Here is a 12,061-nt window from a genome sequence, read left to right as displayed (position 1 = left end):
GTCATGTGATCGTTCACATGATCCCCGACACCTTTTAATCTGTAATTTCCTCGTAAATGAGGGTTGGCGGGTTTACCTTTTCAGGAGTAATCTTGATATTTTCATATAGCTTTTGCTTTACTTCGTTTACATTTTCAGCATTGCTGTAGATGGTGCAGAGTGATTCACCTATTTTCACTTGATCGCCAATTTTCTTTCGTAGCACAAGACCGACGGCTAAGTCAATGACAGAATCTTTCGTTGCTCTTCCGGCCCCAAGCAGCATTGCGGCTGTTCCAACCTCATCAGCGACGATATCAGCTACATAGCCATTTGCTTTTGCTTCAAGTTCAAAGGTGTATTTCGCCTGCGGCAGTTTCTCGGGATGGTCGACGACCGTGGCATCACCACCTTGAGAACTTAAGAATACTTTTAATTTTTCCAATGCTGAACCGTCGTTGATCGCTTTCTCAAGCGCCTGTCGCGCTTCCGCTAATGATGCTGCTTTCTTCGCTAAATACACCATATGACTGCCAAGCGTTAAACATAGCTCGGTTAAATCAGCAGGACCTTCTCCTTTTAAGGTATCAATTGCTTCCTTTACCTCAAGGGCATTGCCGACCGCATACCCAAGCGGCTGACTCATATCAGAAATTACTGCCATCGTTTTGCGGCCGACAGCATTTCCAATCCTCACCATTGCGTGTGCTAATTCCCGTGAATCTTTCAGCGTCTTCATAAAAGCGCCGGCTCCGGTTTTTACATCAAGAACAATCGCGTCGGCCCCGGCAGCGATCTTTTTGCTCATAATGGAGCTGGCAATCAGCGGAATACTTTCAACTGTTGCTGTCACATCTCTGAGTGCATAGAGTTTTTTATCAGCAGGTGTTAAATTACCGCTTTGCCCGATGACGGCAATCTTATTTTTGTTCACAAGCTCGATGAACTCAGCATTGTCTATTTCCACGTGGAAGCCTTTAATCGATTCTAATTTATCAATCGTGCCGCCTGTGTGTCCCAGGCCGCGTCCGGACATTTTGGCGATCGGAACACCCACTGCTGCAACAAGCGGCCCCAAGACAAGAGTTGTTGTATCACCAACTCCGCCGGTAGAATGCTTATCAACTTTTATTCCTTCTATCTGTGACAAATCAATTTGCTCCCCTGACCTTACCATTGCCATCGTTAAATCGGCGCGCTCCCTTTCGGTCATACCACGAAAAACAATAGCCATTGTGAGTGCGCTCATCTGATAATCAGGAATCGAACCATCTGTATATCCGCTAATAATAAAATTGATTTCTGCTGTCGATAATTCTTGACCATCGCGCTTTTTTTCAATTAAATCGACCATTCTCATATTTATTCACCACTTTACCAAAACATTATCCAAACCTGCTAATAATTGCTTTTATATATCGAAGAAAGTCTGCTTTTACCTTTTCGGTCGTTTCGATAACTTCCTCATGTGCCAGCGGTTGATCCAAGATCCCTGCGGCCATATTGGATATACAAGAAATACCTAAAACCTTCATTCGACTGTGCCTCGCGACGATTACCTCCGGCACGGTCGACATCCCTACAGCATCACCGCCAAGAGTACGAATCATCCGAATTTCTGCCGGAGTTTCGTAAACTGGACCTGGATTTGCAAAGTAGACGCCTTCTTTCACGGGTATCTTTAATTGAGCGGCAACTTCCTTGGCGATTACCCGCAATTCTTTTGAATAGGTCTCAGACATATCCGGGAACCGTTCGCCCAGCTTTACATCATTTGGCCCGATTAAAGGATTGGTGCCCATATTATTAATATGATCCTTAATAATCATTAAGTCTCCCGGTGAAAAACTTTCATTTACTCCTCCGGCTGCATTGGTAACGATTAATATTTCGACACCAAGCTGTTTCATAACGCGGACAGGGAAAGTCACCTTTTCCATATCGTAGCCTTCATAGAAGTGAAAACGCCCTTGCATCGCGACAACCTCGACACCGTTCAAAACGCCAAAAACAAGCTGTCCGGCATGCCCCTCCACAGTGGAAACCGGAAAATCAGGAATATCATGATAAGGAATTTTTACAGGCTGTTCAATTTCATCGGCAAGCACCCCAAGCCCTGAGCCTAAGATAAGCCCGATTTTTGGTGCAGCAGGATATTTTTGTTTTAAAAAGCCCGCTGTCTTTTCAATACTTTCAAACTTCATCATGTTCCCCCCTTGTAACCCAATCCAAAAAATATAAGATTATTTTAATTCTTTTAAAAAGCTGTTGCCGTACTTCGGCATTTTTACCTGGAAGTTTTCCGCAACTGTTGCCCCCAGATCTGCAAATGTTTCCCGGAGCGGCAATTCTTTTCCTTCCGTCATTCGTTTGGAATACACAAGCAGCGGCACATATTCACGTGTATGGTCAGTACCGGGCGCCGTCGGGTCATTCCCATGATCAGCCGTAATCATTAACAAGTCATCCGGCTTCATTTCAGCAATAACTTCCGTCAGCCGGGAATCGTATTCCTCCAGGGCTTTCCCATAGCCTTGGGGATCGCGGCGGTGCCCATATAAGGCATCAAAATCAACTAAGTTTAAAAAGCTGATGCCAGTAAAATCCATTTTAAAGGTCTCAAGAAGCTTATCCATGCCATCCATATTTGAGACGGTTCGCAGTGCCTTCGTTACGCCTTCCCCATCATATATATCAGAAATTTTTCCGATTGCAATCACGTCAAACCCCGCATCCTTAAGCTCACTCATGACAGTCCGGTCAAATGGTTTTAAGGCGTAATCATGACGGTTTGGTGTACGGGTAAAACTGCCGGGCTTTCCGATAAACGGCCGGGCGATGACCCGTCCTACCATATATTTCTCATCAAGCGTCAACTCCCTGGCTATTTTACAAATATGATACAGCTCATCCAGCGGAATGATTTCTTCATGAGCTGCAATCTGCAGTACGGAGTCAGCCGATGTATAAACAATCATTGCCCCGGTTTTCATATGCTCTTCACCAAGCTCATCAATGATTGCCGTACCGCTTGCCGGTTTGTTGCCGATGACTTTACGGCCGGTTCGTTCCTCCAATTGAGAAATCAGTTCCTCCGGGAATCCTTCCGGAAAGACTTGAAACGGAGTTTTAATATTTAACCCCATGATTTCCCAATGCCCGGTCATCGTGTCCTTTCCGTTTGACGCTTCCCTCATTTTTGTATAAAAAGCTAACGGCTTCTCTGCCTTTTCAATTCCTTTTAATTCACGGATATTACTTAAACCAAGCTTACCCATGTTTGGCATATGTAGACCATTCATTTGTTCCGCGATATGACCAAGTGTATCCGCCCCTTGATCGCCAAACTTTTCAGCATCCGGTGCTTCACCTATTCCAACTGAATCCATTACGATGATAAAAATACGTTTGTAGGTATCCAACGTCATTCTTTTTCCTCCTTTTCCATGCTGTTAAGGTACCCCAGATTCCAGAACTAGTTTCTGAATCCTTTGATAACGTTTCCAGAAAATCGCAACAATGCAAATCATATGATTCCCTTTATAGGACGATTTAACCAATAAAACTGATTAATTGTCAGAAGTCTGACATCTTTATTGTACTAAATGGTGGTAAAATTACAAGAAAAAAGCTGCCTCATTTTTGGCAGCTTTTTGAACTCTTTTCCCATTTTTTCCTAAACTTCTATTCTATCAAGCTCGGGGATGAAATTTACGATAAACATCCGTTATTTTTGTTTTTGTTACATTGGTGTAAATTTGCGTTGAGGAAATATCAGCATGGCCCAGCATTTCCTGTACTGCCCGTAAATCCGCACCGTTTTCTAATAAATGTGTGGCAAAAGAGTGCCTGAGAGTGTGCGGCGTCAATTCTTTGTCTATCCCAGCTTCCTGTGCTAATTTCTTTAATATTTTCCAAAAGCCCTGCCTTGATAAGCGCTTTCCCTGATGATTTAAAAACAGCGCCTGATCCTCATGATGTTTTGTGTTAAATAACGGCCGGCCAGCATCTAAATACTGCTGAATGGCCTTGGCCGCTATCCCTCCAATCGGAAGAATCCTTTCCTTATTACCCTTGCCAATAAAATGGACAAAGCCCATTGGTATATGAACATCATGAATATTCATGCCGATTAATTCGCTCACTCTGATTCCGGTGGCGTAAAGCAGCTCCAGCATCGCTTTATCTCTTAACCCATAATGGTCATGCGGTTTGGGGGTCTCCAATAACGTCTCCACTTCCTGCACGCTTAATACCTTGGGCAGCGTCTTTTCTGACCTGGGTATTTCAAGTTGAACCGTCGGATCCTGTTCCGCTATTTTCTCCCTCAGTAAAAATTGATGAAAGGCCCTGATTGAAGCTATATGCCTTGCTAGTGTTTTGGGAGATTTCCCCTGCTCTTTTAAATATTTTAGAAAATGAACGATATGGACCCGCTGGATTTCATTCAAGCTCGCTGTTAATTCCAGCTCTTTTAAATAATGAAGATAGCTTTTCAGGTCGCGCTCATAAGATGAAATGGTATTTTGCGCCAAGCCTTTTTCGGCAATTAAAAAATGTAAAAAACGTTGTATTTGTGCTTCCATCGCCCTACTCCCCATTTAAATAAAACAACATTAACCGATCGTACCAGGTAGAGTTATCCTCTTTTACTACCGGATTGGAAACTTTCAGTGCTGTCCCTTCCGGCTCATCATAGCGATGATAGTTTTGATATTCTTCAGATATCCACATGATACCATAATAAAAAAGAATCGTGCATCCCGTGAAGATGAGAAAAACCTTAAAGGTCTGCAGGATGGCCTTGATAAAGGAAATCATTCTATTTCCCCCAAACTCCTATTTAATCAGAAAAATTCTGCCATTGATATCTGTGCTCCATACGGCATTTGTTTCCTAGTAAAAAGGTATGCCAAAATGGACAAGATTTATACCTAATTAAATAGGATTATAACGAAAGCTAAAAAAAGACCTTTAAAAAAGGCCTTGAATTACTCGATATGGTCTCCGTTCACTTTATCCTGGCAGCGATGACAAATGCCATGGAAGGTAAGACGGTGATCTTTTATTTTAAAATTCCACTTGCGTTCCACAATCGCTTCGACATCTTCCAGCAAATCCTCCTGAATTTCATCAACAGCCCCACACTCAATACAGACAAGATGATGATGAAAATGAGCTGCGCCTTCCTGCCGCAGATCGTAACGGGATACGCCATCGCCAAAATTTATTTTATCTACTATTTTCAATTCCGTTAATAATTCCAAAGTTCGATAAACAGTTGCCAAACCAATTTCAGGCGATTTTTCTTTCACGAGGAGGTACACATCTTCTGCACTTAAATGATCCTCTTCATTTTCTAGTAAAACTTTTACGGTTGCTTCGCGCTGAGGTGTGAGTTTATAACTGGCTGAATGCAGTTGTTTTTTTATTCGTTCAAGTCTTGTTTCCATTCTGACGTCCCTCCCCACTGTTAATTCTCATTATAACAGATGGAAGGGTGGTGTCAAAATAAAATTATTATAAATAACATTATACATTAATTATCATTTAATAATCATTTTAATTAAATTGAACTTATAACTGTTTTCATGAGCCAAGGGGATAAATAAGCCTCAATTCCGGAAGCTGCCGAAATGAGGATGACCGCTGCAATTAAAGCAAAAATATACCCCTTGAATAATGGCAATACGGGTTGGGCAAATTTCTTCATAAATTGCTTTTTAATCATCTTTAATGAAATGATCACTGATAATGATGCCATAATAATAAAAATAGGAATGATAATCAAGTTTTGCGGCAAGATGGAAACTACCGCAAGCATAAATCCCTTCCACCCCATTTGGCTGACAAGAAAACCGACGGTAAAACCGACAACCATTCCTTTTACAAATAATAGAATGAGAATCACCGGAAGCCCAATAATCGAAATGCCGAGAATCCAGATCAGCCCGATAAATTTACTATTGTGAAAAAAACTTTGGATAAACAAGTCGTTTTCCTCGGCTACTTTCCCATCTGAAACTTCGCCAAAAAATTGCGATAAATAGTAAAATAGGTTTTCTTTCTGGGTAAAGCTCATACTATTGACTACGATGGCACCAAAAATCACACCCATTAAAAATAAAACAACAATAAATAAAAAAATTGAGGAATGTTCGCGGAAATAACTGGCGATAACGGACTGGTATAATCGTTTTTTCATCTCTAGTTCCTCCTACATTTTCAATCGATTACTACAGTCTATGCCAGTCTAGCAAGTCTATGATTAATTTTGATAGATTCTGTATAAATGAAAACTCGCCGATTGGCAAGCCCGTAAGGACGGTTCATGAGGTGTAGTTGAATTTTTGCTTTTCTTTCAGCTAAAAAACCCGGCAGCTTTCACTGTCGGGTTTGATTCCTTATGGTTCGGCAATTTTTCCGTATTTGCCACCGCCGCCTGCCGCCAAGATGACTTTTCCTTCTCTTGCTTTCAAAATAAGATCAGCGATTTTTTCAGGCACTACTTCCAGCAAAGCATCATGTGGAACTTCATGCAAAATAGCCATTTCGCTGCCAAAATGATCGACTAATTTTTCCAGCAGCCGCGGCCCCAGACCGGGGATAAATTCCAGCGGTACTTGATGAACATAGGGCGGCCTTGATAATGGGCTGGTATCAGCTGTCTTCAATTCAAGAATCCGATCAGCCACCCCTTTTATAATTTTTTTACTGCCACAATGTTGACATACTTGATCTTGTTCGTGAGCAGGGTGAAAACAGTGAGCGCAAACAGTCTTATGGTATTTACCGAGCAAAGGATCAAGACCATAATTGGCGATAATTTTTCTTCCGTCTTCCCCTCTCAATGCTTTTCCCAATTCAGTAAATGTCGGCTCCTTCATGGCGATTACTTGATATTCCCTTGCGATCTTTGCCAACGAATGAGCATCAGAATTCGTCACAAAAGTGTATGGATGGATTTCACCGATTTGGTCGGCCATCTCCGTATCGGAACTCAGGCCCAGTTCAATCCCATCGATCAGTTCGGGATCAAGCACTTCCGCGAGAGAACGGTTTACACCTTTCCCATATAAACTTTTAAATGGAGTGAATACATGGGCTGGTATAAAGATGCCGCCCATCTCTTTGACCTTCTTTTGTAAAACAAGCCCCGTTATATAAACGCGCTGTGAGCTAAGCTGGATATTCTTCAAATGGCCGGAAAGCCAATTTGAGAAATCCTTCATAGCTGATAGATTGGGCATAAAACAAAGCAGATGGATCGGGCCGTTAGTTCCTTCATCATAGATTTCTAATTCTGAACCGGGGATGATAGTTAAATCTCCAAAAACAAGACCGCCATCGGGATGCTCGTAAATTTCCCCGCTTTCAATTAAGCTTTCCATTTCAAGAATGACTTCCGGCGAATGGCTGTCGATAATTCCAACCATATTAAGCCCTTTTACGTTTCGTGCATGTTCAATGATGTTGGTAAACGTGAGAGACTTGGCTCCGGTAATTTTCACCGGCTTGCCCGTCCACGTCCTGCCAATGTGAATATGTAAATCTACATAATAGCGATTCATTTAGTTGTCAACGCCTCTTGTAATTGTAAGTATTGGACTGCATAGATTGTCTTGGCATCAAAAATTTTTTGTTCTTTGACATATTGTAACGCTTCTTTAAGGGTCAATTCCTCCAAATTGACAAACTCATCCTCATCCATGGCAGCGGCGTTTTCTTTCTTTGTCAGCCCTTTTGCTAAAAATACATGGATGATTTCGTCAGAAAAGCCGGGCGATGTATAAAAAGAGCTGATGAGCTCCAAAGATTCACAAACATAGCCGGTCTCCTCCTCTAATTCACGGCGGGCACAGCTTGCTGGTGCTTCGCCTTTTTCCAACTTGCCGGCAGGGATTTCAACAATCGTTCTTTCTAACGCTTTACGGTATTGTTCCACCATTACCATTTTATTATCATCGGTTAAAGCGATAATAGCGACTGCTCCCGGATGTTTCACAATTTCCCGTTTGGACTGTTTGCCGTTAGGCAGCTCGACTTCGTGCAGTTCGAGAGTGATGATTTTCCCTGAATATATTTCCTCGCTATGGAGCGTTTTTTCCTCTAAATTATTCATACTTGTCAACTCCTGTTCTATTCCGTACTTCCCGTCATACATTTTACCATACTTTATTTGGAGGGGTATGGGATGAAGCTGTATGTTCATGGGAAGGGGATTATCTTGGTCGGCAAAGGCTGGGAAGTGCTGCAAAAGCTAAAGGAATATAATCGGGAATACACCACCGTCGCTGATTGGGTGCAAAAGGTTCAGCAGGATTAAAACTTGCTGTTTGTAGTCTGCCCTAAATTTTACTAAAATTGTAGAAAAGGGCGGAGGTGGTTTTTTTGCAAAAAAGAAGGCTGGGAAAATCTGATTTGTATGTGACGGAATTAGGACTTGGCTGCATGTCGCTTGGGACAGAAGAAAAGGCAGCCCGCGAAATCATGGAAGCAGCCCTTGAAGAAGGGGTCAATTATTTTGACACGGCGGACTTATATGATTTTGGCGAAAATGAAAAGATCGTTGGAGCAGCATTAAAGCATGTCCGGGAAAAGGTCATCATTGCCACAAAGGCCGGCAACCGCTGGAAAGCCGACAAAAGCGGCTGGACATGGGATCCTTCCAAAGTATATATAAAAGAAGCGGTAAAAAACAGCTTGAAGCGGCTGGGAACTGATTATATTGATTTGTATCAGCTGCACGGCGGCACCATTCACGATCCCATAGACGAAACCATTGCAGCGTTTGAGGAATTAAAGGCGGAAGGGTTTATCCGCTATTACGGCATTTCTTCAATTCGGCCGAATGTTATTAGGGAATATGCAGAGAAAGCAAATATTGTCTCGGTCATGATACAGTATAGCATCCTGGACCGCCGTCCTGAAGAGGAAGCATTGCCGCTTTTGGCTGAACATGGCATTAGCGTGGTGACCCGCGGTCCGCTTGCGAAGGGACTATTGACTGACAAGCTGTTGGAAAAGGCGGCAAATAAAGGATTTTTGGATTACAGCTATGAAGAATTAAGCGAAGTCTTACCATTATTAAAGGAAAAGGCAGCGGCATCAAGATCGTTGACAGAGGTTGCCTTACAATATAATTTGGCTGACCCGGCCGTTGCCTCTGTTGTCGCTGGTGCCAGCAGTGTTGCGCAAATCCGGCAAAATGCTGCAGCGGTGAGGAGCCAGCCGTTAACGGCTGAAGAAATTGCTCTAATTAAAGAAATCACGAAAGCAAATGTTTATCAGGAACATCGTTAAAAGAGAGCCATTATACGGCTCTCTTATTTAAATTCCTTCCAGTTCATACTGCTTTCGTTTAACAGCTCTTCAAACGATTTATTTTTTTCCTTCAATCTTCTTTCTTCCCGCTTTCTGTGTTCTTCCAGCTCTTGTCTTTTCTCTTCCTCAGCCTTTAACTGCTCCTGCTGGTTTTTTAATTGTTTGAGTAAATCCGGATTAATCATATCCTTAAGTGTTAAAGCAGAATCGTCTTTTTTCGGTGTGGGTTTGTGCTGTTTTTTCTTCATTTGGTTACTCTCCTTAAAGAAGATCTTGTTCCTATTATACAACCACTGCCCGCGAAAATCATGTAAAAAGCAGGCTGTTCAAGAGATGCAGCCTGCCCTTTGCCATTTATTTATCCAGTTCTACAATGGCCGCCGCTCTCTGACCGCTGCCGATACAAAGGTCTGATAATTTTAATAAAATTCCGTTTATTCTTGATTTTTTGAAATTAATCCTACTACAATAAAGTAAAACTTCCATCAGTGGGGGTCTTACTGCCCGTTAAGGCGGGATAAAATGATAAAACCGTAAAGGGGAATGCGGATGATACTACCTAAAAAAGTAACGATTATTGAAGTCGGACCGCGCGATGGCCTGCAAAATGAAACGCTATTTGTCCCAACTGCGATTAAAAAACAATTTATCAGGGAACTGCGGAATGCCGGAATTAAGGAAATGGAGCTAACATCGTTTGTTTCGCCAAAGTGGGTCCCGCAAATGGCGGATGCCGCTGAAATTATTGATGACTGTGATGATGAAAACACAAGAAACATTGTCCTTGCGCCAAACCGTAAAGGGATTGACAGAGCATATTCCACCAGTTGCAGGGCGATTGCCGTATTTGTGGGAGTCAGTAACAGCTTTAATAAAAAAAATATCAATAAGTCGACTGCAGACAGCATGGCTGAACTAAAGCCGATCATCCGGGAATTAAAAGAAAAGCAATACTTCGTCAGAGCCTGTATCTCTACAGCTTTTTACTGCCCTTTTGAAGGAAAAATAATGGAGCAGGATACAATCGAACTTTGCCAGCAATTTGTTGCTTGCGGCGTCGATGAATTGAGCGTTGCGGATACAATTGGTATGGCAGCGCCACATGAAGCCTATTCCTTATTTACAAAATTAAAAGCCGCGTTTCCGAATACCCTTCTTACGGCGCATTTTCATGACACCCGAAAGCTCGGGCTGACCAATATTTTTGCCTGTCTTCAAGCCGGGATTGACCGTTTTGATACCTCCGCAGGCGGGCTTGGCGGCTGTCCATTTGCCCCTGGCGCGAGCGGCAATACAGCAACAGAGGATGTCGTCTATATGCTGGAACGAATGGGAATCGAAACCGGGATTCATCTTTCAAAGCTTTTAGCTGCGATTGAAACGGTCCGCCCGCATCTATCGCGACAGATTGACAGCGGTTATTACCGTCTGCATCGGCAAACCGTCCAAAGCCATGAATAATTGCTTGTTCCTCCATGCATCTTAATCAGATGAAACTTTCTTAAAGGGGGATTTTTCTATGAGTCAAAAACGGGAAAAAGGATACAGTTCAGCGGGGAAAAACTACGCGGAAACAGCGGGCACTGGCAAGCGGATGATTTCTGCCGAAGAAGTGGAAAAAGCCATCCATCCAACGAAGCGTCAAAATTCAGAACAATAATATCGGACTTTATGCGAGGAGCCGCTCATTAGGATAAGCGGCTTTTCTTATGGTAAAATTAACTAATCAATCTATTTAAACGTTGCTTTGGAGGTGCCCAGTTTGAAAAAGGCATTTCGCTCCTTGTTTATCCTATTATTTTTCTGGCTGGCATTGGGGATCTATTTCACCAACCGCCTGATGTATATGAAAAAGAAGGACGAGGATTTCATTTTAAAGCGGGAAACAGAGGCTGGCAGGGTGGATCCTAAAGCCTTAAAAACACTGCCAAGGCGGCATGTTGATATTCAATCGCCCTTTGGCTATTCGATTAAAGCCGTTCTTGTCGAGCCATATCAAACGAACCGCTATGTGATTATCGCTCACGGTGTAACTGAAACGAAAGTCAATTCGATTAAATATGCCAATCTTTTTCTTGAGCGCGGCTTTAATACGTTAATTTATGACCACCGCCGCCATGGGGAATCCGGCGGGAAAACCACCAGCTTTGGCCACTATGAAAAATTCGATTTAAAGGCAGTGGTTGATTGGCTGAAAAACGAGAAAGGCGAAGATATCTTATTAGGGATTCACGGGGAATCGATGGGAGCGGCAACGTTGCTGCTTTATGCCGGCCTGCTTGAGGATGGCGCTGATTTTTATATTGCCGACTGCCCCTTTTCCGACTTTAAACAGCAGCTGGCCCATGTGATCAAAAAGGATTTCAAAATCAAGCCCGGACTTTTGCTGCCGCTTGGGGATCTGTTCTTGCGCCTGCGTGACAAATATTCGATTCAGCATGTATCGCCAATTTCAGCAATTGAAAATATTAAGCATCCTGTCCTTTTTATCCATAGCCGCAAAGATGATTTTATTTTACCGTCGATGACAAAGGAATTGTTTGAACATAAAAAGGGCCCGAAGATGCTGTATATCGCCGAAAAAGGCAAGCATGCCCAGTCTTTCAATGAAAACCGGGCCGATTATGAGCGGGTTGTCGATGAGTTTTTAGAAACTTATGTTGAACAGGCTTCACCAAGTTAATACAGACTGACCTTTTTGAACTGTTTCCCATTTGCTCGCAGCCTATTATTTGCATTTTCTTAATATTCCAGTTAA

General features: G+C 42.6%; 15 protein-coding genes. 5 read left to right on the top strand and 10 right to left on the bottom strand.

Translation table 11 applies throughout. The annotated features are described in order from the left end of the window. Positions 1–34: 34 nt before the first annotated feature. From RCG24_RS02520 to RCG24_RS02480, 9 genes are all read right to left on the bottom strand, one after another. A complete protein-coding gene (locus RCG24_RS02520; RefSeq protein WP_202655328.1) occupies positions 35–1,339 on the bottom strand; it encodes a pyrimidine-nucleoside phosphorylase in 1,305 nt (434 codons plus the stop codon). A gap of 25 nt (positions 1,340–1,364) precedes the next feature. Next, positions 1,365–2,183: a purine-nucleoside phosphorylase gene (locus RCG24_RS02515; RefSeq protein WP_308079094.1), complete on the bottom strand. Its 819-nt coding sequence runs from the start codon at positions 2,181–2,183 to the stop codon at positions 1,365–1,367. A 39-nt stretch (positions 2,184–2,222) separates the two neighbouring features. After that, positions 2,223–3,407, bottom strand: coding sequence for a phosphopentomutase (gene deoB, locus RCG24_RS02510; protein ID WP_308078246.1), 1,185 nt, complete (start codon positions 3,405–3,407; stop codon positions 2,223–2,225). A gap of 264 nt (positions 3,408–3,671) precedes the next feature. Then, positions 3,672–4,565, bottom strand: a complete 894-nt coding sequence (gene xerD, locus RCG24_RS02505) for a site-specific tyrosine recombinase XerD (RefSeq protein ID WP_308078245.1) — start codon at positions 4,563–4,565, stop codon at positions 3,672–3,674. 4 nt (positions 4,566–4,569) lie between these two features. Continuing rightward, a complete protein-coding gene (locus RCG24_RS02500) occupies positions 4,570–4,800 on the bottom strand; it encodes a YqzK family protein (RefSeq protein WP_308078244.1) in 231 nt (76 codons plus the stop codon). Between the two features lie 170 nt (positions 4,801–4,970). Next, positions 4,971–5,432, bottom strand: a complete 462-nt coding sequence (locus RCG24_RS02495) for a ferric iron uptake transcriptional regulator (protein WP_202655324.1) — start codon at positions 5,430–5,432, stop codon at positions 4,971–4,973. Positions 5,433–5,545: 113 nt separating this feature from the next. Next, complete coding sequence (spoIIM, locus tag RCG24_RS02490) at positions 5,546–6,184, bottom strand: stage II sporulation protein M (protein WP_202655323.1); 639 nt, start codon at positions 6,182–6,184, stop codon at positions 5,546–5,548. Between the two features lie 199 nt (positions 6,185–6,383). After that, complete coding sequence (locus RCG24_RS02485) at positions 6,384–7,550, bottom strand: endonuclease Q family protein (RefSeq protein ID WP_308078243.1); 1,167 nt, start codon at positions 7,548–7,550, stop codon at positions 6,384–6,386. Then, on the bottom strand, positions 7,547–8,101 hold the full coding sequence (locus RCG24_RS02480; RefSeq protein WP_308078242.1) for an NUDIX hydrolase: 555 nt from the start codon (positions 8,099–8,101) through the stop codon (positions 7,547–7,549). The genes RCG24_RS02485 and RCG24_RS02480 overlap by 4 nt, the downstream gene beginning before the upstream one ends. A 72-nt stretch (positions 8,102–8,173) precedes the next feature. On the opposite strand from RCG24_RS02480, the gene mciZ reads away from it, so the two are divergent. Together mciZ and RCG24_RS02470 are read left to right on the top strand one after the other, a co-directional pair. Next, positions 8,174–8,305, top strand: coding sequence for a Z-ring formation inhibitor MciZ (gene mciZ, locus RCG24_RS02475; protein WP_308078241.1), 132 nt, complete (start codon positions 8,174–8,176; stop codon positions 8,303–8,305). Between the two features lie 65 nt (positions 8,306–8,370). After that, the gene (locus RCG24_RS02470; RefSeq protein ID WP_308078240.1) at positions 8,371–9,282 is read left to right on the top strand and encodes an aldo/keto reductase; all 912 of its coding nucleotides are present in this window, start codon (positions 8,371–8,373) and stop codon (positions 9,280–9,282) included. Between the two features lie 23 nt (positions 9,283–9,305). On the opposite strand, the gene RCG24_RS02465 is transcribed toward RCG24_RS02470, so the two are convergent. Next, positions 9,306–9,551, bottom strand: coding sequence for a YqkE family protein (locus RCG24_RS02465; protein WP_202655318.1), 246 nt, complete (start codon positions 9,549–9,551; stop codon positions 9,306–9,308). A 301-nt stretch (positions 9,552–9,852) separates the two neighbouring features. Between RCG24_RS02465 and RCG24_RS02460 the strand changes: the two genes are divergently transcribed. The 3 genes from RCG24_RS02460 to RCG24_RS02450 all read left to right on the top strand — a co-directional run bounded on the left by RCG24_RS02460 (position 9,853) and on the right by RCG24_RS02450 (position 11,986). Further along, entirely contained in the window at positions 9,853–10,764 is a 912-nt protein-coding gene (locus RCG24_RS02460; protein ID WP_374049117.1) for a hydroxymethylglutaryl-CoA lyase, read from the top strand. 58 nt (positions 10,765–10,822) lie between these two features. Beyond that, positions 10,823–10,963, top strand: a complete 141-nt coding sequence (locus RCG24_RS02455) for a hypothetical protein (protein ID WP_202655316.1) — start codon at positions 10,823–10,825, stop codon at positions 10,961–10,963. A gap of 102 nt (positions 10,964–11,065) precedes the next feature. After that, the gene (locus RCG24_RS02450; protein ID WP_308078238.1) at positions 11,066–11,986 is read left to right on the top strand and encodes an alpha/beta hydrolase; all 921 of its coding nucleotides are present in this window, start codon (positions 11,066–11,068) and stop codon (positions 11,984–11,986) included. Positions 11,987–12,061: the final 75 nt, after the last annotated feature.

This window comes from Neobacillus sp. OS1-32, from assembly GCF_030915425.1.
In the GTDB taxonomy this organism is placed as follows: domain Bacteria; phylum Bacillota; class Bacilli; order Bacillales; family Cytobacillaceae; genus Neobacillus; species Neobacillus paridis.
Note: the sequence above shows the minus strand (reverse complement) of the source record. Positions and strands in the feature narration are given on the sequence as shown.